The sequence below is a fragment of the Pusillimonas minor genome (assembly GCF_014237865.1).
GTDB lineage: Bacteria > Pseudomonadota > Gammaproteobacteria > Burkholderiales > Burkholderiaceae_B > Neopusillimonas > Neopusillimonas minor.
On record NZ_JACJUU010000003.1, the window covers coordinates 320017 to 345181 of the forward strand.

23 protein-coding genes, 1 tRNA gene and 1 riboswitch are annotated in these 25165 nt (G+C 58.4%); of the genes, 6 read left to right on the forward strand and 18 right to left on the reverse strand.

Going from position 1 to position 25165, the window contains the following annotated elements; all coding sequences use genetic code 11:
- Positions 1 to 2: 2 nt before the first annotated feature.
- The 5 genes from GTU67_RS06465 to thrS all read right to left on the reverse strand — a co-directional run bounded on the left by GTU67_RS06465 (position 3) and on the right by thrS (position 4271).
- Entirely contained in the window at positions 3 to 275 is a 273-nt protein-coding gene (locus tag GTU67_RS06465; protein ID WP_185779268.1) for an HPr family phosphocarrier protein, read from the reverse strand.
- 60 nt (positions 276 to 335) lie between these two features.
- The gene (locus tag GTU67_RS06470; protein WP_185779269.1) at positions 336 to 737 is read right to left on the reverse strand and encodes a PTS sugar transporter subunit IIA domain-containing protein; all 402 of its coding nucleotides are present in this window, start codon (positions 735 to 737) and stop codon (positions 336 to 338) included.
- 3 nt (positions 738 to 740) lie between these two features.
- Complete coding sequence (gshB, locus tag GTU67_RS06475) at positions 741 to 1700, reverse strand: glutathione synthase (RefSeq protein WP_185779270.1); 960 nt, start codon at positions 1698 to 1700, stop codon at positions 741 to 743.
- 61 nt (positions 1701 to 1761) lie between these two features.
- The gene (gene infC / locus GTU67_RS06480; RefSeq protein ID WP_346726993.1) at positions 1762 to 2334 is read right to left on the reverse strand and encodes a translation initiation factor IF-3; all 573 of its coding nucleotides are present in this window, start codon (positions 2332 to 2334) and stop codon (positions 1762 to 1764) included.
- Positions 2334 to 4271: a threonine--tRNA ligase gene (gene thrS, locus GTU67_RS06485; RefSeq protein WP_185779271.1), complete on the reverse strand. Its 1938-nt coding sequence runs from the start codon at positions 4269 to 4271 to the stop codon at positions 2334 to 2336. The genes infC and thrS overlap by 1 nt, the downstream gene beginning before the upstream one ends.
- Before the next feature lie 220 nt (positions 4272 to 4491).
- On the opposite strand from thrS, the gene GTU67_RS06490 reads away from it, so the two are divergent.
- The 6 genes from GTU67_RS06490 (at position 4492) to GTU67_RS06515 (ending at position 10856) form a co-directional block, all read left to right on the forward strand.
- Positions 4492 to 4568 (forward strand) — tRNA-Val (locus GTU67_RS06490).
- A gap of 565 nt (positions 4569 to 5133) precedes the next feature.
- Positions 5134 to 5337, forward strand: a riboswitch (cobalamin riboswitch).
- Between the two features lie 124 nt (positions 5338 to 5461).
- Complete coding sequence (locus GTU67_RS06495) at positions 5462 to 7429, forward strand: TonB-dependent receptor family protein (protein WP_185779272.1); 1968 nt, start codon at positions 5462 to 5464, stop codon at positions 7427 to 7429.
- A 130-nt stretch (positions 7430 to 7559) separates the two neighbouring features.
- Entirely contained in the window at positions 7560 to 8444 is an 885-nt protein-coding gene (locus tag GTU67_RS06500) for an ABC transporter substrate-binding protein (protein ID WP_221893290.1), read from the forward strand.
- Positions 8441 to 9418: a FecCD family ABC transporter permease gene (locus GTU67_RS06505; protein WP_185779274.1), complete on the forward strand. Its 978-nt coding sequence runs from the start codon at positions 8441 to 8443 to the stop codon at positions 9416 to 9418. The genes GTU67_RS06500 and GTU67_RS06505 overlap by 4 nt, the downstream gene beginning before the upstream one ends.
- Entirely contained in the window at positions 9409 to 10152 is a 744-nt protein-coding gene (locus tag GTU67_RS06510; protein WP_185779275.1) for an ABC transporter ATP-binding protein, read from the forward strand. Before GTU67_RS06505 ends, GTU67_RS06510 begins: the two co-directional genes overlap by 10 nt.
- 149 nt (positions 10153 to 10301) lie before the next feature.
- The gene (locus GTU67_RS06515) at positions 10302 to 10856 is read left to right on the forward strand and encodes an ATP--cob(I)alamin adenosyltransferase (protein ID WP_185779276.1); all 555 of its coding nucleotides are present in this window, start codon (positions 10302 to 10304) and stop codon (positions 10854 to 10856) included.
- Here GTU67_RS06515 and GTU67_RS06520 read toward each other — a convergent pair.
- From GTU67_RS06520 to GTU67_RS06580, 13 genes are all read right to left on the reverse strand, one after another.
- On the reverse strand, positions 10807 to 11481 hold the full coding sequence (locus GTU67_RS06520; protein WP_185779277.1) for a phosphoribosylanthranilate isomerase: 675 nt from the start codon (positions 11479 to 11481) through the stop codon (positions 10807 to 10809). The two genes, GTU67_RS06515 and GTU67_RS06520, sit on opposite strands and share 50 nt — an antisense overlap.
- 25 nt (positions 11482 to 11506) lie before the next feature.
- Positions 11507 to 13186: a TRAP transporter large permease gene (locus GTU67_RS06525; RefSeq protein WP_185779278.1), complete on the reverse strand. Its 1680-nt coding sequence runs from the start codon at positions 13184 to 13186 to the stop codon at positions 11507 to 11509.
- Positions 13183 to 13779 carry a TRAP transporter small permease subunit gene (locus tag GTU67_RS06530; RefSeq protein ID WP_185779279.1) on the reverse strand — a complete coding sequence of 199 codons (597 nt, stop codon included), beginning with the start codon at positions 13777 to 13779 and terminating at the stop codon, positions 13183 to 13185. The genes GTU67_RS06525 and GTU67_RS06530 overlap by 4 nt, the downstream gene beginning before the upstream one ends.
- A 115-nt stretch (positions 13780 to 13894) precedes the next feature.
- On the reverse strand, positions 13895 to 14728 hold the full coding sequence (gene truA, locus GTU67_RS06535; protein ID WP_185779280.1) for a tRNA pseudouridine(38-40) synthase TruA: 834 nt from the start codon (positions 14726 to 14728) through the stop codon (positions 13895 to 13897).
- Positions 14729 to 14733: 5 nt separating this feature from the next.
- Positions 14734 to 16500 (reverse strand): type IV pilus assembly protein FimV, encoded by a 1767-nt coding sequence (locus tag GTU67_RS06540; RefSeq protein WP_185779281.1) that lies wholly within the window; start codon positions 16498 to 16500, stop codon positions 14734 to 14736.
- Position 16501: 1 nt separating this feature from the next.
- Entirely contained in the window at positions 16502 to 17632 is a 1131-nt protein-coding gene (asd, locus tag GTU67_RS06545) for an aspartate-semialdehyde dehydrogenase (RefSeq protein ID WP_185779282.1), read from the reverse strand.
- A 33-nt stretch (positions 17633 to 17665) separates the two neighbouring features.
- Positions 17666 to 18742 (reverse strand): 3-isopropylmalate dehydrogenase, encoded by a 1077-nt coding sequence (gene leuB, locus GTU67_RS06550; RefSeq protein ID WP_185779283.1) that lies wholly within the window; start codon positions 18740 to 18742, stop codon positions 17666 to 17668.
- 132 nt (positions 18743 to 18874) lie between these two features.
- Positions 18875 to 19525, reverse strand: a complete 651-nt coding sequence (gene leuD, locus GTU67_RS06555; RefSeq protein WP_185779284.1) for a 3-isopropylmalate dehydratase small subunit — start codon at positions 19523 to 19525, stop codon at positions 18875 to 18877.
- A gap of 12 nt (positions 19526 to 19537) precedes the next feature.
- Positions 19538 to 20938 carry a 3-isopropylmalate dehydratase large subunit gene (gene leuC, locus GTU67_RS06560; RefSeq protein WP_185779285.1) on the reverse strand — a complete coding sequence of 467 codons (1401 nt, stop codon included), beginning with the start codon at positions 20936 to 20938 and terminating at the stop codon, positions 19538 to 19540.
- Between the two features lie 179 nt (positions 20939 to 21117).
- Entirely contained in the window at positions 21118 to 21948 is an 831-nt protein-coding gene (locus GTU67_RS06565) for a M48 family metallopeptidase (RefSeq protein ID WP_185779286.1), read from the reverse strand.
- Between the two features lie 128 nt (positions 21949 to 22076).
- Positions 22077 to 23135: a chorismate synthase gene (aroC, locus tag GTU67_RS06570; RefSeq protein WP_185779287.1), complete on the reverse strand. Its 1059-nt coding sequence runs from the start codon at positions 23133 to 23135 to the stop codon at positions 22077 to 22079.
- A gap of 83 nt (positions 23136 to 23218) precedes the next feature.
- A complete protein-coding gene (locus GTU67_RS06575; protein WP_185779288.1) occupies positions 23219 to 24721 on the reverse strand; it encodes a protein adenylyltransferase SelO in 1503 nt (500 codons plus the stop codon).
- Positions 24718 to 25152, reverse strand: coding sequence for a DUF2069 domain-containing protein (locus tag GTU67_RS06580; RefSeq protein ID WP_185779289.1), 435 nt, complete (start codon positions 25150 to 25152; stop codon positions 24718 to 24720). Before GTU67_RS06580 ends, GTU67_RS06575 begins: the two co-directional genes overlap by 4 nt.
- Positions 25153 to 25165 lie beyond the last annotated feature (13 nt).

Consider the following 25165-nt stretch of genomic DNA (forward strand, 5'->3'; position numbering starts at 1 on the left):
AGTTATTCGGGTTCGCCGAACTTGTTGTCGAAAAGTGCCTTGATTTCAGTCAGGGCGGCGTCGGCATCGGGGCCTTCGGCATCGACCGTTACCGTCACCCCCAGACCGGCCGCCAGCATCATGACCCCCATAATGCTTTTTGCATTGACCCGCTGGCTGCCGCGCGCGATAAACACTTCGGTTTGCCCAAAACGCGAGGCCAGTTGGGTAAGTTTGGCAGCTGCACGTGCATGCAAGCCCAGTTTGTTGCTAATGACGATATCGATAGAAGGCATATAGTATTTTTATGTTGTCGAAGCCAGTACGCAACAGGGCGCACATTATTTTATTAAATATTACGGTGCGTCACCTGCCCGCACAATACCCCGCTCTGCGCTGGCGCGCACCGATCGTACCAATGCGTGAAAGTCGTCGCGCGGCCCCGTCAGCGCCTTAAGCACCATACACAAATTTGCGCCCGTCAGCAGCTCGACATCGTAGCCCTGAGACCGGGCCATATCGAGGGCCTTGCGGGCCGTGTTGTAGGGTGTGGCCCCGTAAATGTCGGCCAGCATAAGCGTTTGGGCCGGAGGGGCAGCGCACACGGCTGCCAAAATATCGGGCAGACGTTTTTCGGGCGTATCGGATGGATGGATATCAAACAGCGTCAGGTCGGGTTCCTGGCCAAGCACGTGGCGGGCACAAGACACCAACGCCGCGCCCAGCGGCTCGTGCATGATCAGAATAACCCGGATCACCGCTCAGGCTCCGACCGCTTTTTCAAGCGCCTGCGCAAAACAATCAGCCACGTCAAACCCGGTTTGCTCGGTAATTTCAACAAAACAGGTTGGACTGGTGACGTTGACTTCGGTCAGGTAGTCGCCAATAACGTCGAGCCCGACCAACAACAGGCCGCGAGCGCGCAAGACCGGGCCAATTGTTTCGGCAATGGCGCGGTCGCGTTCGGACAGGGGCTGCGCGACGCCGCGACCACCCGCAGCCAGGTTGCCACGGGTTTCACCGGCCAGTGGAATGCGGGCCAGGGCATACGGTACGGGCTTGCCGTCGATGATCAGAATGCGCTTGTCGCCCTTGACGATGTCGGGGATATAGCGCTGCGCCATAATGGTGCGTTCGCCGTTAAGCGTTAATGTTTCAAGAATCGCACCCAGGTTCGGCTCTTCGGGTTGCAACCTGAAAATACCTGTACCGCCCATGCCGTCGAGAGGCTTGACGATGACATCTTTGTACTTGGCATGAAACGCGCGCAAGCGGGCATTGCTGCCCGTCACAATGGTCGGCGACGTAAATTGCGCGAACTCGGTAATGGTGAGCTTTTCGGGGTGATTGCGAATGGCCGCACCCGAATTGAACACTTTTGCGCCCTGCTTCTCGGCATATTCAAGCAAATGCGTGGAATACACGTATTCCATATCGAAAGGCGGGTCTTTGCGCATGACCACCGCATCGAAATGCGTCAGCGGCTGCGCCACCTTGACCCCGTTTGCCTTCCACCAGTCTTTGCCATGCAGGTCGGCATCGTCGACCAGCGTTATTGAAGAGCTGTCGGCCATGACGACGCCTTCGTCGATGAACAGCTCATCTTGCAAGGCAACGCTGATGTCATGCCCCCGCGCTTTAAGCGCGCGCATCATGGCAACAGAGGAATCTTTATACGCCTTGAGCGAAGGCAGCGGGTCGATGATGAAAAGGACGTGCATGATGTACCTGCGAAAACAATCCCCACCAGACCAGGCCTGATGGGGATGCAAATGGGTAGGATCAGGAGGCCGAATCGCCTTTTTGAGGCGCCTTCTTGCGGGGCGCCAGCACCATAACCATCTGGCGACCTTCAAGTTTAGGCATGGCCTCGACCTGACAGAGCTCGGACAGATCGTCGCGAACGCGCTCGAGAACACGCATACCAAGCTCTTGGTGAGCCATTTCACGGCCACGGAACCGCAGCGTTACCTTGGCCTTGTCACCATCTTCGATGAAGCGGCGCAAGTTGCGCAGCTTGACCTGGTAGTCGCCCTCGTCGGTACCCGGACGGAACTTGACTTCTTTGACCTGAATGACTTTTTGCTTGGCCTTGGCTTCGGCCTGGCGTTTTTGTTCTTGGTACTTGAACTTGCCGTAGTCCATCAGGCGGCAAACCGGCGGATCGGCGTTAGGCGCAATCTCGACCAGGTCAACTTCGTGATCTTCAGCCAACTGCAATGCATCGGCTACTTTTACGATGCCCAGCTGGTCACCGTCGACGCCAATAAGTCGCACCTCGGGAACACGAATTTCGCCGTTGATGCGATTGTTTTTATCGGTTGCGATATCTAGAACTCCTTGGTAATTAAAAATTATTCCTGCCCAGCCTGACGCCGGGAGGTGATATCTTCTTGCAGACGCTGTGCGAAATCGGAAAGGGACATTGCGCCCAGATCGACATTGCCGCGACTGCGTACTGCTACCGTACCGTTGTCGCGCTCTTTTTCGCCAACGACAAGAATGTACGGTATTTTCTGCATACTGTGCTCTCTGATTTTACGAGTGATTTTTTCACCGCGCAAATCTGCAGAGGCCCTGAAGCCTTGTTTTTTAAGCTGTTGAGCGATTTCGGCGGCATAATCGGCGAAATTCTCGGAAATACAACAGACCACGGCTTGTTCAGGCGCCAACCAGGGCGGCATGGCACCCGCGTGGTTTTCGATGAGAATACCAATAAAACGCTCGAACGAGCCCAGAATAGCCCGGTGCAGCATAACGGGCGTACGACGCTGGTCAGACGCATCGACGTATTCGGCGCCCAAACGCGCCGGCATGGAAAAATCGACCTGAATAGTGCCGCACTGCCAGTGGCGGCCAATCGCGTCTTTTAGGGTGTATTCGATTTTAGGGCCGTAGAAGGCGCCCTCGCCCTCGCTGACCTCGTATTGGCAACCCGTACGGTTCAGGCTTTGCATCAAGGCCTGTTCGGCTTTGTCCCAGACCTCGTCACTGCCAATGCGCTTTTCGGGGCGCGTTGCCACTTTGTACAAAATTTCGGTAAAGCCGAAGTCGGCATAGACCTTTTGCAACAACGCGGTAAACGCGGCGCATTCGTCTTGCAACTGGTCTTCGGTGCAAAAGATGTGGCCATCGTCTTGTGTAAAACCACGCACACGCATCATGCCATGCAAGGAACCCGAGGGTTCGTTTCGGTGGCACTGGCCAAACTCGCCGTAACGAATGGGCAGCTCGCGGTAAGAATGCAGGCCGGCATTGAAAATTTGCACATGCCCCGGACAATTCATGGGCTTCAGGCCGTAAACACGGTTCTCGGACTCGGTCGTGAACATGTTTTCGGCGTAGTTGTCCCAGTGACCTGTTTTTTTCCAGAGCGACAGGTCGAGAATTTGCGGGGCTTTGATTTCTTGGTAGCCATTGTCGCGATACACGCCGCGCATGTACTGCTCAACTTGCTGCCAGAGTGTCCAGCCCTTGGGGTGCCAGAAGATAAGGCCGGGCGCTTCGTCTTGAAAGTGAAACAGGCCCAGCTCGCGCCCCAGTTTGCGGTGGTCGCGCTTTTCGGCCTCTTCGAGCATGGTCAGATAGGCCTGCTGGTCTTCTTTGGTGGCCCAGGCCGTACCGTAAATGCGTTGAAGCATCTCGTTGTTGCTGTCGCCACGCCAGTAGGCACCGGCCACCTTCATGAGCTTGAATACTTTAAGCTTTCCGGTTGACGGCACGTGGGGGCCACGGCACAAGTCGATAAAGTCGCCTTCACGATACAGGCTGATAGGTTCGTTTGAAGGGATGGACGCGATGATCTCTGCTTTGTAGGTTTCGCCGATGCTCTTGAAAAACGCTACTGCGTCGTCGCGCATCCACTCTTCGCGGGTAACCGTTTCGTCTTTGCGGGCCAGTTCGGCCATTTTCTTTTCGATAGCCGCCAGGTCTTCTGGGGTGAACGGACGCTTGTACGAAAAGTCGTAGTAAAAACCGTTGTCGATGACGGGCCCGATAGTAACCTGGGCGTCGGGAAACAAGGTTTTTACCGCATACGCCAGCAAGTGCGCCGTCGAGTGACGGATAAGGTCGAGACCATCGGCGTCTTTGGCGGTAACAATAGCCAGTTTTGCATCGCGTTCAATAACGTAACTGGTATCTACCAGTTTGCCGTCGTCGTTGTCGAACGATACGCGCCCGGCCAACGCGGCTTTGCCCAGCCCCGTGCCAATAGCATACGCAACGTCGTTAACAGAAACCGGGCCGGGGAATTCGCGCTGCGAACCGTCGGGCAACGTAATTTGAACCATAAAGTTATCCTGAAAAAACCCGGCAAACGCCGCGTTTTTGATTATGCCTGCCCGGCGCCGCAACCCAAAAACCTTGCGCGCGCAATAATGCCGAGCCTACTGACTGCTAGTGTAACATTGCAGGCCATGCGCTCGAAGCGGGATGTTTTTAAAAAACACACACGCAATGGCGCATTTGGCTTGACAAGTGTTTTTTTATTGCGCTATAGTAGCGTTCTTTAGGCGGTTAGCTCAGTTGGTTAGAGCGCTACGTTGACATCGTAGAGGTCGCTGGTTCGAATCCAGTACTGCCTACCATTTTTATGTTGTCGATATTTTTTAATCGGCGGCCACACAAAAACCCGCAGCCAGTTTGGCTCTGCGGGTTTTCTGTTGTCTGCAACAATGTTGGGCTCTTCCCCATTATCGGGGCTGGGCTCTACCCCATTCTCGGGGGACACGCCTTCACTAGACAAGGTTGATCACACCGCTCCAACCGCTTGTCTGAATGTACAAACCGGGTCTTTTCAAAATATGTGTCTGACCAGGCATCGCATGGCCCCTACGGGGCTACCCGGCGTCCAGACCTTGCCCGTGGCGGGCGCGGAACTCGCGGGCTCGACCCTATGGGTCGAAAACGCCCACTCAAACAGCCGCGCCCTTGCCTCCACGGTCAAAGCCTTCCCGCCGGCATGCTCAAAGCCTGACCAGACACATATTTTGAAGAGACCCTACGGCTTGGAACGGAGGAACGGACCCAGTTTGTCCGGCAAGCGGAAATACCATTAAAAATTATGGGCTCCACCCCATCACCTGGGGATACACACGCTTTAAACAAGTCTCACTTCCCGACGCAATATCGGGTCAACCCTTGCAAAGATGTATAATTCGCCCCGTTTCAGGTGTCATTGTCAGTCTTGATGATGGTTAAACGGGAAAGCGGTGCGTCTTTAAACCAGACCAAGCCGCTGCTGCCCCCGCAACGGTAAGCAAGTGCGGGCGTACCACAATGCCACTGGGTTCTACCCGGGAAGGCGGTACGTCAAAACTTGCAAGCCCGGATACCGGCCTGCTACGCCCAGCGATATGCCACGGGGACCTGGCACCGGCTGTAGCGGCCCGTGTGCGGCCGCCATGGTCTGTTCATTTCTCTTTGGTATTGTCATTTCATTACACCGACATGCGGGGCCGCTTGTCGCAAAGGGAACACCATGCAAACTCGTCTTACCCCCCTGGCAGCCTTGCTGTCAGCGGCCATCTTTACACCCGTTCACGCCGAACGCCTGCTCGAACCCGTTGTTGTGACGGCTTCGCGCTTTGAATCTGCCCAGCAAGACCGCCCTATCGCGGCCCAGGTCATTACCGCCCAGGAAATCCGCGACAGCTCGGCCACCAATGTGTCTGAGGTACTGAGCAAACTGGGCGGCGTGCATACACGAATCAACTTTACCGGCTTGCCCGACTCGCCCATTGACCTGCGCGGGTTCGGCATGACGGGCGACCAAAACACATTAGTACTGGTTAACGGCCAACGCCTTTCGGAATACGAAGGCGCAACTGCCCGCCTGTCATCCATTCCTATGGATGCCATCGAGCGTATAGAGATATTGCGAGGCTCGGGTGCGGTTCAGTACGGTAGCGGCGCCACGGCCGGCACAATCAATATCATTACGAAATCTCCGGTTGGCCCAGGCGTTTCTGGCAGTGTATTTACACAGGCGGGCAGTCACCAGTCGCGAGATGCGCGCGGCGGCTTTCGGATAGGCGGTGACCTTTGGGGCGCACGAATCGACGCGCAACATTACGAATCGGACAACTACAGGGACAACAATCGATCTAAGCTGGGCTCTGTGAACGGAGAGTTTCGTCTTGGCAACGCACGCGACTTTATCGCATTGACGGTCAACGCCGATGACCAGAAGTCGCGACTGCCCGGCGCACGAACAGAAGCGCAATTGAAGACCGACCGGCGTGGCGCCAAATCTCCCGACGACTTTCTGAACAGCCGAAGCGAGCTCTATGCACTTCGGGGCGAAAAAAACTTTGGCGATTTAACGCTTGCCCTGGATGCCAGTTACCGGGACAAAGACGCAACGTTACTAAACAAAGCTGATTGGGGATCATCCTATCGAAAATCAAACACCAAGGTTTTTGGGGTTTCGCCACGAGCAATGTTGAACTCTGATTGGGGGCCGGTCAATAACCAGCTAACGATTGGCGCCGACTCGAGCAAATGGGACTACAAAAGCAACACTGCAGCCACCGGATTCGCGTCAGCTTTCGACGAGCGCGGAAAACAGACGAACAAAGCGCTATACGTTCGCAACGAACTGCAGCTTCCAACGGGTACGCGTATCAGCCTGGGCGGGCGAAAAGAGTTCGTTGACCAAAGCATTGACGAGCGTGTAGTGCCCAACGCCAATAACGCGCGGCCCAACCTGACTGCACACGAGATAGCTATTCAACAAATGATAGGTGCCGGTTTTTCGGTGTATGGCCGCACCGGTCGAAGCTTTCGTCTAGCTAACATTGACGACAATCGATGCCAAAGCACCCCGTGTGCCGATCTGCTAAAGCCGCAACAGTCGCGAGACACCGAAGTGGGACTTGAATGGCAAAATGCAGTCGCCAGCTTGCGCGTTGGTCTCTTCAATATGGATGTGACCGACGAAATCCATTACAACAGGCTTGCATGGGCCAACATGAACCTGTCGCCCACACGCCACCGCGGCCTTGAACTGGAAGGTCGCGTTGCGTTATGGGATAGCGTTGATGTTGCCGTCAACTACACCCGGACCCAAGCCACGTTCCGTGAAGGCACTTACGACGGTGTTAATGTCGCAGGCAACAAGGTGCCGCTGGTACCCAAAGACCGCCTTGGCGTTAACCTGGGGTGGCAAATCACTGCCGCCACCCGGGCCACACTGTATGTGCAGTATGTGGGTAGCCAGCGCTACGACAATGACCAGGCCAACCGCTTCAAAAGCATGCCCTCTTACACAATTACCGACTTCAAAATCAGCCACCAGATCAACAACTGGCGACTGGCGGCCGGGGTCAATAACCTTTTCGACGAAAAATACTACTCGTATGGAATCGTGAACACTGCATACACCTCGTTCAACGCCTATCCCGAAGACCGGCGCAATTTCTATGCCAGTGCCGAGTATCGTTTCTAGGTTGATACCGTCAACCGCCTTGTCGTTCGGGGCGTGCCTGGGCAGTTTTCTGCCCGGGCTGGCTCCAACACCGGCAACGGCGCAAACGTTGCCGGCAGTCGCGTCGCCGACGCAATCGACAGGCGAGACGATGCCAAAACAGGCTTCGGACCACGCGTTGCCGGCGACGGTGTCGCCGCAGCGCATTGTGTCGCTTGACCTGTGCACTGACTGGATTTTGGCGCGTCACGCTGATGCAACGCAGGTTGCCGCATTGTCACCCGTCAACCCGCCGTATCAGCCCAAAGGCCTGCAGCGCGACTGGCCGCGACACGACGGTACGCTTGAACGCATTATTGAACTCAAGCCCGACCTGATCATTACCGGCGAATACAACGCCATGACGTTGCGCAGCCGGTTGAAAACGCTAGGCTTCAGGGTTGAAATATTGCCATTGCCAACCAGTCTGGACGGCATTCGAACCTACGAGCACCTGGCGCTTTCCTTGTTGAATAAACCTGTCGGGCGCGCGCACCCTGGTGCCGCGCCGCGCCACCCATCTGAAACGAAGGGTGCTGACGAGACAATCGCAGCACCTAATGCAAGCGTCGAGTCTGCTAACGCTACGCCTGATGCTCCAACAACAACAACAACAACAGCAACAACGACAAGACGTCATGCTTCAAATGCCAAGGCCGCTCCCGCGCCACGACTGCTGTTACTGGGGGCCAACGGGGTGGGCACAGGCACGAACACATTCGAACACGATGTGCTGACGCAAGCGGGCTGGCGTAATTATCTCCAAGCCCCCGGTTACCAGCAGCTTGACCTGGAACAGGTCGTCATCGACCCGCCGGAAGCCATTTTGTGGGCCTCCACCGAGGGCAATGCTTTGGCCAACGCGTTTTCGGCGCACCCTGCCCTGCGCAACGCCATACCACCAGACCGATGGCTATCGACCGACTACTGGCGATGGCAGTGTCCCGGCCCATGGACATGGGACTTGATTGACGACTTGCACGGGTGGCTTGAATGACGACATTGATCTGTCTGGCCGTCATGCTGACCGCTGCAATCACATCGCTAACAGTTGGATCGACGCCTGTCAGCGTACTGACCGGGCTGATTGACTGGATGCGCGCAGAGGCCACACCGGCCGCCGTGATTATTGGCGAGATTCGTTTACCACGCACCTTGCTGGCGCTTGCCGTGGGCGCCGCGCTTGGGCTAAGCGGCGCCGCCCTGCAAGGGCTGTTGCGCAATCCGCTGGCTGACCCCAGCATTACCGGCGCCAGTCAGGGCGCCGCGCTTGGTGCGGCGGCCGTCTTTTATTTTGGCCTGCTACCTCAATTAGGGGGGCTGGCTCCGGCTGCGGCCGGGCTGGCCGGGGCCGCGCTGGCGCTGATGCTGATGCTATGGCTGGCCGGTACGGCACAGGCGGCTACCGTCATTCTGGCCGGGCTGGCCGTCTCGACCCTGGCCGGGGCTGCCTTGGCCGCCGTGCTTAATTTCGCACCCAACCCCTATGCCATGCAAGAACTGGTCTTCTGGCTACTGGGTTCCGTCTCGGAACGCGGCATGAGTCATCTGGGCGTATTGCTCCCTGCCCTGATTGCAGGCAGCCTTCTGATCTGGCGACAACGCCAGCTGCTGACGGCATTAAGCCTGGGCGAACAAGTCGCGCAAAGCCTCGGGCTGAGTTTCGCACGGGGCAGCCGCTACATTGTGCTTGGCGCTGCCTTGCTGGTCGGGTCTTCGGTCGCCGTCGCAGGCAACATCGGTTTTGTCGGCTTGCTGGTGCCCCACATTGTGCGGCCGTTCGTCGGGCATCGGCCCGACCGTTTGCTGATACCGTCGGCGCTGGCCGGCGCCACACTCGTCTGCGTTGCCGATATTTTTGTACGCTTGATGCCGCCGGGCAGAGAAATAAAACTGGGCGTACTGACGGCCTTGCTGGGCGCCCCGCTGCTGCTGTGGCTGATCTGGAAGGGACGCAAACAATGGCTTTGATCGATGTTCGTCATTTATCGCTACCCGATCGGCTGGACGACATCAGTTTTTCAGCCCATGCCGGCCAACTGATCGGTGTGATCGGGCCCAATGGCGCGGGCAAATCGACACTACTGCACTGCCTGGCCGGCTTGTTGCCCTACCATGGGCAGTGTCTTTTTGACGGCGCCGACGTCGCCACCCTGGCGCCGCGCGAACGCGCACGCCATATTGGCCTGTTACCCCAGCAAGGCGATAGTGTCTGGCCATTATCGGTGCAAGACATTGTGGCCATGGGCCGCCTGCCTTGGGGCGACAACGACGCCGCCGCCATCACCGAAGCCATGACTGCGGCAGGCATCGCCCACATGCGCCGTCGTCGCATCGACAGGCTGTCGGGCGGTGAACGCGCCCGCGTTTGGCTGGCGCGCGTACTGGCTGGCCGCCCCAACGTGCTGATTGCCGACGAACCGACGGCAAGCCTGGATTTGTTCTACCAACGCAGCGTAATGGACAGCCTGCGCGCCTACGCCGACCAAGGGCATGTGGTGATTATTGCCTTGCACGATTTTGCCCTGGCGGCGCATTACTGCGACCAGATTTGCCTGATGCACGAAGGCCAAAGCGAATGCACAGGCACACCTGCCGAAGTGCTGACAGAAGAACGACTGAGCCGGGTGTTTCGTACATCCATTCGCGTCGACCTGAACGCAAACCCTCCGGTGATTGCCGCCTGCTACACAACGCCTCGTTAACAAAAGCGCCAGCGGAAAATGCCTAAGTTATTGCGTTGAAAGGCGCGCACGGCGGCTAGCCCCGCTCAATCAGACAGCCCTAAGTTTATTGGACGTCGCATTGCCCAGCCGCCGCTTTCAGCGGCTATTAATCAAAAGACCATAACCCCATGAAACACGGCCAAAATATTGATGAACTCTGTTACCCGTTCATTTATGAAACATCGGTACTGTGCGATTTTGAAGTCGTGACAGACGAACTATGCGGGCACATTGGCGCGGCGCTGTCGTATACGCCGGCCGACATGCCCGACCTGGCAGCAGACCTGAACCACCTTCAGCCCCTGGCCTTTCATGTGAATGGATCGATTAGGGGCAGGCTGGCCATAGAAGAAACCGACCTTGCCTGGCTGCAATCACGGTTAGCCCACTACCGGATGCAGGTTCAAGGCCGCGCCAATGGCTTTGTGTTGCCGCGTGGCGTTGCGCCCATCTCCCAACTTCATCTGGCCCGGTCAGCCGCCAAAAAGGCGATCCGGGCGATGGTTCGCGTAGAACAGGAAGGTGTGAACGTGCCCATGATCTTGCCGCGCTTGTGCAACCTGATGTGCAATTTCTTTTTTACGCTGACGCTGGTCATTAACCAACGACGGGGTATTGAAGAAGTCGCTTTCGTCAGCAAGAGCTACGGGCTGCCGCGTCGGCCTGCCCAACAGCAGCAATAAACTCGGCCACGCGTTCGGGCGATTTAACACCCGGCGAGACCTCTACCCCGCTGCTGACATCGACAGCATACGGACGCAGACGGGCCATGGCGTCGGCCACCGACTGTGCGTTTAAACCGCCGGCCAGCACCACGGGCCGGGCGTTTTGGTCGGCCCGCAATACGTCGAGCAATGCAAAGTCGAAACTACGCCCGCTACCGCCGTAGCCTGCACTGTAGCTGTCGAAAAGCCAGGCCGATGCATCGGGAAACTCAAGGCACGCCGCGCGAACGTTTTCAGGGGTGTCGAGCCCCGGGCCACCGACGCGAAAAGCGCGCATGTAACGCCGCCCGAACTGCCGGCAGTAGTCGGGGGACTCGTCACCATGAAACTGCAAAATATCGGGCTGCACCTGCTCAATCACCTGCCGGACGTGGTCTGGCTCGGCATTGACAAACAACGCAACCACATCGGCCAACGCCGGCATTGCCTGACGCAAAACACGCGCTTGTTCAAGCGAGACACATCGGGCACTTTTGGGATAAAACACCAGGCCAATGGCATCGGCACCTGCTGCCGCCGTTGCATGAACATCTTCGAGACGGGTCAACCCGCAAACCTTGATTCGGGTTCGGTACTGCATCATAGACAACCTTTAAAACAAAGCGATGCTACTGAAAAGCGGCGGCCGCATCGGGTGTGCCTTCAGTGTTGTATCCGCCATAGTCAGTGCCGTAGTTAGCGCCTTGCAAATCAACAGTCGCGGCGTCTTGCACTGGCGCATTCGACTTGTAATGCGTGACCATACCCGGGAACACCAGCACTGCCGCCACCATAAGTAGTTGAATAACAATGAACGGGATGGAGCCCCAATAAATCTCGCCGGTGGTGACCTTGGCCACCCGCTGGCCGGTGACCCGATCGATATAGTCGGACTTGGGGGCCACCGATCGTAGATAAAACAATGCAAAGCCAAACGGTGGGTGCACAAACGACGTTTGCATATTGACGGCCAAAAGCACCCCGAACCAGATCAGGTCGATGCCCATTTTGTCGGCGACAGGGCCCAGCAACGGCACGACAATAAAGGCCAGTTCGAAGAAGTCGAGGAAAAACGCCAGCACAAAAGTAAGAATGCTGACGACAATAAGAAAGCCCCACTGCCCGCCCGGCAAACCTGCCAGCAAGTGCTCGACCCACAAGTCGCCATTAATGCCCCGGAAGCTCAGACTAAAAATTGTGGAGCCAACCAGAATGAACACCACAAAACACGACAGGCGCGTGGTGGTTTCCATGGCTTGCTTCAATAACTTAAGGGTAAGGCGGCGGCGCGCAAGCGCCATAAGCAAGGCCCCAACAGCCCCCATGGCGCCGCCTTCGGTTGGCGTGGCCAGGCCGATAAAAATGGTGCCCAACACTAAAAAGATAAGAAATAACGGCGGGATCATGACAAACGTGACCCGCTCGGCAATTTGCGATAACCAGCCCAGTTTGAGCCCTTTGTTAAGCAGCGCAATGACCCAGGCCGTCAGCCCGCCGGCCAACAGCACAATGACCACTTTTTCGTCGAAGGGCACATCGGTGCGACCCGCAAAATAGTACTGCATCGCAAAATAGGCGGCGGCGGCCGACAACAACACCAGCACGCCCAACGACCGCAAGCCGCGTCGCCCGTTGGGCTCGACGTACACCCTGGCCTCGGGCGGCAAAGCCGGCGCGGCCGACGGCTTGAGCAAACTGATGATGATGACGTAAGCAATATAAGCGCCGGTGAGCAGCAAGCCCGGCAGCATGGCGCCACGGTACATATCGCCAATAGACCGACCCAGTTGGTCGGCCAGGATAATCAGCACGAGCGATGGCGGAATGATTTGGGACAACGTGCCCGAAGCGGCTATGACACCGGTTGCCAGCCGCCGGTCGTACCCGTAGCGCAGCATGATGGGCAAGGAAATAAGGCCCATTGAAATGACCGATGCCGACACCACCCCGGTCGTTGCCGCCAGCATGGCGCCCACCAGCACGACAGCGATGGCCAGGCCGCCACGAATAGGCCCGAACAACTGACCTATGGTTTCGAGCAAGTCTTCGGCCATGCCGGATCGTTCGAGGATCAACCCCATGAGGGTAAAGAATGGAACGGCCAGCAAGGTGTCGTTGGCCACAATGCCAAAGACCCGTTGCGGCAAGGCCTGAAACAGTGCGGGTTGGATCATGCCCAGCTCGACCGCCACCAAGCCGTACAAAATGCCAATAGCGGCAAGCCCAAACGCCACCGGGAACCCCAGCAGCAAAAACACCACCAGGTTAAAGAACATGATGGGCGCGAGGTTTTCAACCAGAAACATCATGGTTTTGCTCCGGTGCCGTTCAGGTTCTCGGCATGGACCCCGTCCACCAGCGTCATGTCATCGTCTTTTTGAACGACCCTGGGGTCGTCGCACAAGCCACGCAAGTAGCCCACGCATTTAATTAAATGCGACACACCCGCCAGCGCTAGCAAACCAAACCCGACGGGTATTAATAACTTTGCAGGCCAACGGATAAGCCCCCCGGTGTTGGACGACTGCTCGTTTAAAACAAACGAATCGACAAACATGGGTATGGACAACCAGAAAATAAGCAGACAGGCGGGCAGCATGAAAAACAAGACGCCGACAATGTCGATTTTGACTTGCGTGCGAGTCGACAGTTTTTGCGACAAGATATCAACCCGGACGTGCTCGTTGCACAAAAAGGTATAACCGGCCGCCAGCAAAAAAATGGCGCCGAACAAATACCACTGCAGCTCGAGCCAGGCGTTGGAGCTGACCTGAAACGCCTTGCGGACAACGGCGTTACCGGCGCTGATAATGACTACGATCAGGGTCAGCCAGATAACGACCCGCCCCACCAGGCGATTGAGCGCATCGATTGCGCGCGCCATTGAGAGTAAAAAGGTCATGGAATTGACTTGAAAAAGAAATATTGGGAAAACGCTGAGACAGATTCTAACGCGCCGCAATGAGCCGCGGGATGCCGCCTATGTGTTTGTTGGACCGACTGAAAACCCTGAAAGCTCAGCAGCCCCCAAAAAGCGGCTGTAAACCCGTGCCGGCCAGCCCCAGATGGTCAATAAAATTTTTCTGGGCATCGGCAATGGGCAACCCGAAATGCGCGGGGTAATCGACACGCGCAAAATACAGGCCATTGGCGGCAAATGTGGGCGCGGCAAGTCGGCGGTCGCGTTCGGCCAGCAAGGTGTCGACCCACGACGCCGGTTGCCGGCCCAGGCCAACGTACAACAAGGTGCCCATCAGGTTGCGCACCATATGATGCAAGAACGCATTGGCCTTGAAGGTAAAGACAAAAAATTCGCCGTGCTGCTGGATGTCGGCAATATCGAGGGTGCGAACAGGGCTGGCCGCCTGGCATTGCGACGAACGGAAACTGCTGAAATCGTGCTCGCCCAGCAAGCGGGTCGCCGCGTCGCGCATGGCCTGCAGGTTTAGCGGCTGATAGGCCCACCCCGCCCGGGAACGGGTAAGCGGCGAGCGCACGCGGCTGTTGCGCAGCACATAAATATAAGTTCGGGCAGTTGCAGAAAACCGCGCATGGAAGTCGTCGGGTACATGGGTGGCCCACTGCACGGCGATGCTGTCGGGCAACAGGGTATTCAACCCCCTCACCCACGACTCAAGCTTGCGATCAATGGTGGTATCGAGGTGTACGACCTGGCCCACGGCATGAACACCCGCATCGGTGCGCCCTGCACACACGGTTTCAATGGGCTGGGTGGTAAACGACAGCAACGCCTTGTGCAGTTCGTCTTGAATGGTATGGCCGTCGGGCTGCGTTTGCCAGCCGCGCCAGGGCGCGCCGTCGTAGGCCAGGCCCAAAGCAATACGAGGCATAAAGGTTACGTGCGCGTGCCGGGTTTCTGGTCGTCGTCGAGGTCGAGGTTAATGCCCTGAAGACGCTCGCGCACCATGTCTTCGGTAATGCCGGTGTCGGTCGTGTCGTCGGTGCGACCCACACGACGCAGCAACCACGCCACAACAAGCACAATAATTGCCAGGATGCCGGTAATGATGACCAGCAAGTTATCTTGAAACCACGACACAGGAGTGACAGCCTTGGAAGATGAGGAAGATGCCGACGAGGCATCGGATGAAGTCGTATTGCCGCCCGGCAACGATGCACCCGGCGTTGAAGTTGAGCCGGCCGACGGAGCGGTTACGACCAGGCCCTGGCCTGCTGTGCCAGCCGCTGAGGAGCCGCCGGTTGAGGTGCCTGAGCTGCCAGCCGCTGCGGTGCCAGCAGCGCTTTCGGTAGCGCCACCACCCGTACTGTTACCTGCGGCCGCACCAGCCTGGCCGGCACCCGCCGCGCCATTAGCGGCGGCGGTTGCGCCTTCGGTTGCAGACGATGCGCCGGCAGCCAGCGCCGTTGCTCCGCCGTTTGCCCCACCATTGGCCGCACCCGCTGATGCCTCTGCGCCCGAGGCGCCTGCCGATGCGCCTGCACCCGAGCCGGTATCGGCGCCAGACGCCAGATTAGATGCCGTTTGCGCCACTTGCCCGACGGCTTCGGCCAAAGCCTCGACACCGTCGGTTATGGCCTCGGTAGCTGCAGGGCCTTGCTGCTGCAAGGCCTGATTCAGGGTTTTGACGTTCTCTTCGAGGTCGGCAATGCGCTCGCGGACCTCTTCGGTATTTTTCTGGGTGGCCACACGGGTGTCGTCGTTGGCCTGCGTACCTGATGCCGATTGCGCCGAGGCCAAAACCAGCTTGTCGGCCGCATTTTGCGAAGCGCTGACGGACGCAGACGAAGCATTAGCGGCCGGTGAAACGCCGCCACGGTCGGTTGCGCCGGGCTGCAGGGGCGCGCCGGTTTGACGCGCCAGACGTTGCCGATATTGCGCAAATGCGGCGGCATGTTGCTGAAACACACGACGTGCCTGCGCGTCGGTAAGCGCGGTTAGCGCGGCCTGGTCGGGCACGACCAGCGACGCACCCGCCTTAACGAGGTTAACGTTATCGTTGATGAATGCATTTGGGTTGGCCAGCTGCACCGCAACCATCCATTGATACAACGAGACACCAGGCACCGCATGGCGGCGCGCCAGCGAGAACATGGTGTCGCCCTGACGCACCTGGATAGCCGGGCGGCTTTCGCCCTGCCCCTGCGGCGGGCTACCCGCACCCGACGACGCCGACATAACAGGCGCCTGGGATTGCGCCGCACGCACGACCTGCATGTCGGTGGGCGCCAGCAAACTGACCTGATGTTGTTGCTGCCCCGATGCCGAACGCACCAGAAGCAGTAAATCGGCCACATTGGCCGACAACGCTTGCGGCGAGCTGACGGTAATGGTGCGCGACCCGGCGCGCATGCCGTCGACCAAACCCACTTGCAAAGAGGAAAGATCGACAGGCGGGGTAAGACCGGCCTGCTGCCAGGCCGACGCCGGCGCCACCACAACCGACAACGACTGAACGTCGTCGGGCGTGAGGTTGTGCACCGGCACTTGAATACGCAAGGGCTGGCCTGTTGGCGACAACAGGCGCGAATGCCCGAAACTCATCGCATGAACTGAACTGCTGAATGACGCGGCGGCCAAAATAACCGCAGATACGACACGTAAAGACAACTTGTTGACAGCCCAGCGATGAGATTTATGCATATTAGAGTTCGCCCAAAGTAATGCGCAACATGCGACGCAGCGGCTCGGCAGCCCCCCACAAGAGTTGGTCGCCCACGGTGAAGGCGCTGAGGTACTGCGGCCCCATGGACATCTTGCGCAGACGGCCTACAGGAATGTCGAGTGTACCTGTAACAGCCACGGGCGTCAGCCCCTGCATTGTGGCTTCGCGCTCGTTCGGGATGACCTTGGCCCACTTGGAGCCCTCGCGAATGATGTCGGTGATTTCGTCGAGCGGAACATCGCGCTTGAGATGCAAGGTAAGCGCCTGGCTGTGGCAGCGCATCGCGCCGATACGCACGCAAAGACCGTCGATACGGGTAGGCTCGGTGCCAAAGGCCTCGCCACGACCCAGAATTTTGTTGGTCTCGGCTTCGGCTTTCCATTCTTCGCGCGACACGCCGTTACCCAGGTCTTTGTCGATCCAGGGGATAAGGCTGCCGGCCAGCGGCACGCCAAAATGGTCGCGCGGCAAGTCGGCGTCTTTTTGGGTTTGCAAGACACCGCGATCGATTTCGAGAATGGCCGATGCCGGATCGTCGAGCAGCGACTTGACCGACTGGTTGATGATGCCGAACTGGGTGAGCAGCTCGCGCATGTGCTGGGCACCGCCGCCAGAAGCCGCCTGGTAGGTCATGCTGGTCATCCAGTCGACCAGGTCGTTGTTGAACAGACCTGCCAGACCCATCAGCATGCAGCTGACTGTGCAGTTGCCGCCCACAAAGTTTTTAACGCCACGCTGCAACGCGGCATCGATAACCGCCCGGTTGACCGGGTCGAGCACGATGATTGCGTCGTCTTTCATGCGCAGGGTGCTGGCCGCGTCAATCCAGACGCCATCCCAACCTGCGGCGCGCAGCTTGGGATAGACCTCGGAGGTGTAATCGCCGCCCTGGGCCGTAACAATAATGGGCAGCTTTTTCAGGGTCTCAATGTCGTAGGCATTTTGCAGCGGACCTGCGCCATCGGCCCAGGCCGGTGCCTTGCCACCGGCATTGCTGGTGGAAAAGAAAACGGGCTGGAACAAAGAAAAATCGTTTTCGTCGCGCATGCGCTGCATGAGCACCGAACCAACCATGCCGCGCCAGCCGACCAAACCTACTGATTGAGTCATAAAAAATTCACCTGATAGTTAAAAATAAACGTTCTATTCTAACGCTTTAAGTACAGCGTCGCCCATTTCGGACGTCGAAACGCGTGTCGTACCGGCCTCGTAGATGTCTGCAGTGCGCAACCCCTGCTGCAAAACTTTCTGTACCGCTGCCTCGATACGGTCGGCCTGAGGCGCGGCATCGAGCGAATAACGCAGCATCATGGCGGCCGACAAAATGGTGGCCAGCGGGTTGGCGATGTTTTTGCCGGCAATATCGGGGGCCGAACCATGGCTGGGCTCGTACAACCCCTGGTTCGACGCATTCAGCGAGGCCGACGGCAACATGCCAATCGAACCCGTCAGCATGGCCGCTTCGTCGGACAGAATATCGCCGAACAGGTTGCCCGTAACAATGACGTCGAAAGCCTTGGGCGCGCGCACCAATTGCATGGCGGCATTGTCAACGTACATGTGGGTCAGTTCGACATCGGGGTATTCTTTGGCGACGTCAATCATGATGTCACGCCAGAACTGCGAGGTTTCGAGCACATTGGCTTTGTCAACGCTGCACAGCTTTTTACCGCGCTTGCGGGCCGCCTGGAAGGCCACATGACCGATACGACGCACTTCAGTTTCGGCGTAGTGCATGGTGTCGAACCCCTGACGATCACCCTTGAAGGGGCCGTCGGACAGCTCGCGCACACCACGGGGCTGACCAAAATAGATATCGCCGGTCAGCTCGCGCACAATCAAGATGTCAAGGCCGGCCACCACTTCGGGCTTGAGCGATGAGGCGTTGGCCAGTTCGGGGTACAAAATGGCCGGGCGCAGGTTGGCAAACAAACCCAAAGCGCGGCGCAGGCCCAAAATAGCTTGTTCCGGGCGGTGTTCGCGCGGCAGGTTGTCATATTTCCAGTCGCCCACGGCGCCAAACAAAATGGCGTCGGCCTTTTTGGCCAGCTCGAGGGTAACGGGTGGCAGGGGGTGACCATGCTGGTCGTAGGCCGCGCCGCCCACCGGTTGGGTTTCAAGATCCAGATCAAGCTTCAGGGCGCCCAGAACGCGCACGGCCTGCTCAATAATTTCTGTACCAATCCCGTCGCCGGGCAACACCGCAATTTTTTTAGTCATAACGTATCTATAAAAATAATTATCAGAAACAGCTTGGCCCGCGATAGCGGGCCGCTGTGTGCTGCGACCGAAGCGACGACAGCACAGACAAGGCCGGCGCACCCATTGGGGTACGCAAGCCTTCGGGATGGATCAGACCCCGGGCTGGCCCACCAACCAGGGGTGGCGCGCCAGACGCTCGGCTTCGAAAGCCTTGATCTTGTCGGCCTTTTGCAGGGTCATGCCGATATCGTCCAGGCCGTTCAGCAAACAATGCTTGCGGAAAGGCTCGATATCGAAAGACAGCTCACGGCCGTCGTCGGTGACGATTTTTTGCGCGTCCAGGTCAATACTTAAGCGGTAACCGGCTTTGGCGTTGACGTCATCGAACAAGCGGGAAATTTCCGCTTCGGGCAAGACGATGGGCAACAAACCGTTTTTAAAGCAGTTATTGAAGAAAATATCTGCAAACGACGGCGCCAGAATGGCCCTGAAGCCAAACTGCAGCAAGGCCCAGGGCGCGTGCTCGCGACTGGAGCCGCAACCAAAGTTTTTACGCGCCAACAACACCGAGGCGCCCTGGTAGCGTTCTTGGTTAAGCACGAAGTCGGGGTTTAACGGCCGCTTGCTGTTGTCCATGCCGGGTTCGCCATGGTCAAGATAACGCAGGGTGTCGAACAAGTTGGGGCCAAAGCCCGTGCGTTTGATTGACTTGAGAAACTGCTTGGGCATGATCAGGTCGGTATCGACGTTCTCGCGATCGAGAGGCGCCACCAGACCTTGGTGTGTAGTAAATGCTTGCATGGATAACCTCTTTTAAATAGCGCGAACGTCGACAAAATGGCCGGCTACCGCGGCAGCGGCTGCCATGGCCGGGCTGACGAGATGGGTACGACCACCCTGCCCCTGACGCCCTTCAAAGTTGCGGTTTGACGTAGACGCGCAACGCTCGCCCGGCTCAAGACGGTCGGCATTCATGGCCAGACACATAGAACAACCCGGGTCGCGCCATTCGAAGCCCGCTTCGATAAAGATTTTGTCGAGGCCTTCTTGTTCGGCCTGGGCCTTGACCAACCCCGAACCCGGCACCACCAGGGCCTGCTTGATATTGGCCGCTACACGCTTGCCGCGCACCACCGCTGCTGCTTCGCGCATGTCTTCGATGCGCGAGTTGGTGCATGACCCGATGAAGATAACGTCGGGGCGAATTTCGGTAATAGGGGTATTGGGTTCGAGCCCCATATACTTGAGCGCACCCTCGATACCGCTGCGACGGACCGGATCGGACTCGAGCGCAGGATCGGGCACTCGCCCGTCGACAGGCAATACCATTTCGGGCGAGGTACCCCAGGTCACCTGTGGCTGGATGTCTGCCGCGTTCAGTTCGACCACGCGGTCGAAGTGCGCACCGTCATCGCTGTGCAATGTCTTCCAGTAGGCAACGGCCTGATCCCATTGCTCGCCCTTGGGGGCATAGGGGCGGCCACGGAAATATTCGATGGTTTTGTCATCGACCGCGACCATACCCGAACGCGCACCGGCCTCGATGGCCATATTACAGACCGTCATGCGGCCCTCGATAGACAGGCTGCGCACGGCGCTGCCGCCGAACTCGATGGCATAACCCGTGGCACCGGCCGTACCGATTTGCCCGATGACGTAAAGCACGAGATCTTTGGCGGTGCAGCCGCGCGGCAAGTCGCCCTCGACCTTGATCAACATGTTTTTGCTCTTTTTCATGAGCAAGGTTTGCGTGGCCAGCACGTGCTCGACCTCGGACGTACCAATACCAAACGCCAGGGCGCCAATGGCACCGTGAGTGCTGGTGTGCGAGTCGCCGCAGACAACCGTCATGCCGGGCAACGTCGCGCCCTGTTCGGGGCCAATCACGTGCACGATGCCTTGACGCAGGTCGGTCATGCGAAACTCGGTAATGCCGAAGGTTTCGCAGTTTTTGTCGAGCGTCTCGACCTGCAAGCGGGAAATGTCGTCTTTAATACCCTGGTCGCGCCCGGCAGTGGGCACGTTGTGGTCGGCCACGGCCAGGTTGGCGCTAATACGCCAGGGTTTGCGGCTGGTCAGTTCCAGGCCCTCGAAGGCTTGAGGGCTGGTGACTTCGTGCAACAACTGTCGGTCAATGTACAGCAGACAGGTGCCGTCGGTTTCTTCGTGCACAACATGTGCAGACCATAATTTATCGTACAGTGTTTGGGCCATGACAAGACTCTTGAGTAATTTGAAGAAGGCTACGCAGCTATTATGACAGCGCAGAAAGCTAGTACAAGTGCAGTAGATATACTGGTATAAGCAGTACCAGCCTGAGCGACAGACGTACAACGCGCACCCGCTTTGAACAAGGGCTCATGGCACTGGCACTACTAAAGCCGCATACCGCGTTAGCGGCGGCTTTGCTGGTAAAGCGGCATCATTTGCGCGGCAATATTCTGTAAATCGGCAATACGGGTGTCAGCCGACGGGTGCGTCGACAAGAATTCGGGCTGCCCCGCCCCGCCGCTTGCCGCAGACATTTTTTGCCACAAGGTTACCGCAGCGTAAGGGTCGTAACCTGCACGCGCGGCCAGCTCAACCCCCATACGGTCGGCCTCGATTTCGTGAGTACGGCTGTTGGGCAAGGTAAACATGACGTTGGTCAGCGCGCCGCCCAGGTCGGCCGAAGCCTGGCTGCCGGTAACAGCAGCCAGCACCGACAACCCGATATTGGCCGCCATTTGCTGCGACACCTGCTCGCGGGCATGTTCACGCAAGGCATGCGCAATTTCATGGCCAATTACGGCGGCCAGTTCGGCGTCGGTAGCTTTTAGTTTGTCGATCAGGCCAGTGTAGACGGCGATTTTCCCGCCCGGCATGCACCAGGCGTTGATTTCGTTTGACTTGAGCACATGAACTTGCCAGTTCCATTGCGTGGCGTCGGGTCGGAACACGCCGACCTGGGCAATAAGGCGCCGCGCAATGGCTTGCACACGGCGGGTTTGTGCCGCATTGACGTCAAGGGCCCCTTGCGCGCGTGCCTGGGAAATCAGCGCGCTGTATTGCGAGGCGGCCTCTTGTTGCAATTGCTGCTCGGACACCAGGCTGGACATGTATTGCTGACGCTGAATACCCACGGCGCCCGAACCGGTCGTTTGAACAGCCGCACACCCGGCAAGCGTCAGCGCGAGTGTGACGGCCCCGACAGAAAGAAAACGACGCATGGCAACAAACTTCATCTTCACTCTCCTTCACGCCAATACAGCCTGCCCGGCGCCTTGGCGAAACTAACCGTAAACGTGTCGACACTGAAACGGCACTGGCCGCAAAGCGCGCCCGCCTGTAGCCAAGGCGCGCTAGCGGCCCACTAACCGCACTGAGCGCGGTGACGCAGCGCGTGATCCATAAGAATAATCGCCAGCAAGGCCTCGGCAATGGGCGTTGCACGAATGCCCACGCACGGGTCGTGACGACCCAGCGTTTGCACCTGCACGGGTTCGTTGGCACGGTTAACCGAACGGCGCTCGACACGAATGCTGGACGTGGGCTTGATGGCCAGCGACACCAGCAAGGGCTGGCCCGACGAAATACCGCCCAACACCCCACCCGCGTGGTTGGTTTCAAACCCGTCGGGGGTAATTTCATCGCCGTGCTCGGAGCCGCGTTGCGTAATGCACCCAAAGCCGGCCCCGATAGACACCCCCTTAACGGCGTTCAGGCCCATCATGGCATGCGCAATGTCGGCGTCAAGGCGGTCGTAAAGCGGCTCGCCCCACCCCGCCGGCACACCCTCGGCAACAACTTCGATGCGTGCACCAATGGAGTCTCCGTCGCGACGCAGCTGATCCATGAACGCTTCGAGCTCGGGAATGACGTCGGCGTTGGGCGCAAAAAACGGGTTGTTGTCAACGTGCGACCAATCTTGAAACGGGATGGAAACAGGGCCCAACTGGCTCATGTAGCCACGAACCTTGACGCCATAAGTTTGCGCCAACCACTTTTTGGCAATAGCCCCTGCAGCCACTGTGGGCGCCGTCAGGCGCGCCGACGAACGGCCCCCGCCGCGCGGATCACGATGCTCGTATTTTTTCCAGTAGGCGTAGTCGGCGTGGCCAGGACGAAAAGTATCGGCAATATTGCTGTAGTCTTTGCTGCGGGCATCGGTGTTACGGATAAGCAAACCAATCGGCGTGCCGGTGGTCACCCCCTCGTACAGGCCCGACAAAATTTCAACCTGGTCGGCCTCCTGGCGCTGCGTCACGTGGCGCGATGTGCCCGGGCGACGGCGGTCGAGCTCGGCCTGGATATCGTCGGCCGACAAGGCCAGCCCGGGGGGGCAGCCATCGACGACGGCACCAATGGCGGGGCCATGCGATTCGCCAAAATTAGAAACACAGAACAACTTGCCTAGAGTATTGCCGGACATGATTAACGGTATTTTTGAATGGGGTCAATGGTAGACGGGCAAGCCACGCAGCGGCCAACCCGGAACAGAACACGATTATTGCATTATGACGAACAACTGACGGCCAGACCGCGCGCCCAATCGGGTGCCGGGGCCGCATAAGCCTCAAAACCGGGGCGTTCAGTAAACGGGTCTTGCAACAGCATCAGCAAGGTTTCGATTTCGGTGGCATCGTCGCGCAATGCAGCATCGATGGCTTGCTGGGCCAGGTGGTTACGCAACACATACAGCGGGTTGGCCGCGTTCATGCGGGCCACACGGGCTTCGGGGCTTTGGTCGTCGGCCGCCAGCCTTGCGGCGTACTGCGCCAGCCAGGCCCGGGCGGCATCGGGCTGCGTAAACAATGACAAGAAACGGGCCGGGTCTTGCGGCGCCTGCGCCAGGTACCTGAACGACAAGGTAAAGTCGGCCGACTGGGTATGCAGCAAGCGCCACCAGTCGTCGACCAGCTGAGCATCGGTGTCTTCATCCCAGTGTGTCAGGCCAAACTTGCGCACCAGATTCGCCTGATAGGTCTGCAAAAACGCGGGTTCGAATTCTTGCAGCTGCGCCTTGAGCGCGTCGGGTTCGATATCCAGCCCCGTCAGGGCGCTGGCCAGGCGGTAAAGGTTCCAGTTCATGACCGACGGCTGCACATTCCAGGCGTACCGGCCATGGGTGTCGGTGTGGTTGCAAATATGGTTAACCTGGAAGGCGTCCATAAACCCATAAGGGCCGTAGTCAAGTGTCAGGCCAAGCACCGACATATTGTCGGTGTTCATGACGCCATGGCAAAAACCAACGGTTTGCCAATCGGCCACCAAACGGGCCGAACGGCGCACGACCTCGCCCAGAAACTTGAGCGCCATGTTTTGCAGGGGATTGGCCCCGCCAAGATCGTCGTCATCAGGCGATGCCTGGGCGCATTGCGGATAAAACCGCTGAACGACGTATTCGAGCAGCGTTTTTAAATGATCGGGATGATTGGCCCAATGCTCGAACGACCCAAACCTGACAAAACTGGGCGACACCCGGGTGACCACTGCCGCCGTTTCAACAGTCTCGCGATAGATTGGGTCGTCGGCCACGACCAGGGCCAGCGAGCGCGTGGTGGGAATGCCCAACCCAGCCATGGCCTCGGCTGCGAGGTATTCGCGCACCGACGAACGCACCACCGCCCGGCCATCGCCCCGTCGGGAATAAGGCGTCATGCCCGAACCCTTCAGTTGCAGCTCGAAAGGGCCCTGATCGGTGATGATTTCGCCCAGCAAATGGGCACGACCGTCGCCCAGTTGCCCGGCCCACACCCCAAACTGATGCCCACTGTACACGGCTGCCAGGGCAATACCCCCCGGCAACGGATGGTTGCCGGCGACCACATCAAGAAACCCGGGCGAGGACAGGTCGGCCGGCGACAAGCCCAGCATGTGGGCCACCTGGGGGTTGGCATGCAGCAACCGCGGCCGTACCAGCGGTTGCGTGGGCAACGCGGTGTAAAAATCGCCCGGCAAGCCGGCGAACGAATTGCCGACATTTAACCGGCCAAATGGCGAGCTGGCAGTATTCATTTGACGCCCGACGCCGAATTGCCTGCGTTGTCGGCGCCGCCCTGCCCGGCCGAAGCCTGGGCCTTCTTGGCCGCCTTGACGGCCTTTTTGGCCGGCATGACGTACAAAATGGCGCACAGGTAAAACACCAGCGACAACACGATTTCGACGCCGCCCAGCATGGCCGACAAGGGGGACGGGTCGGAATAGGCCCGGACGACGCCTTCCATGAAGTACAGCAATATAAGCATGGATGCCCATTGCAGCGTGTACACGCTGCCCTTCAGCACGCCCCGCAAGGGCAACAAAAGGGGCAACACTTTAAGCACCAGCAACGAGCCGCCCGGGCGCAACGGCGCCAGGCCGAGCTCCCAGACCAGACACAACACGATAAGGCCCACCAGTGACGCAATGGCGCCATAGCGGTAAACAGGATTAAGTTGGGGTTTCATGCTGGTATTATTA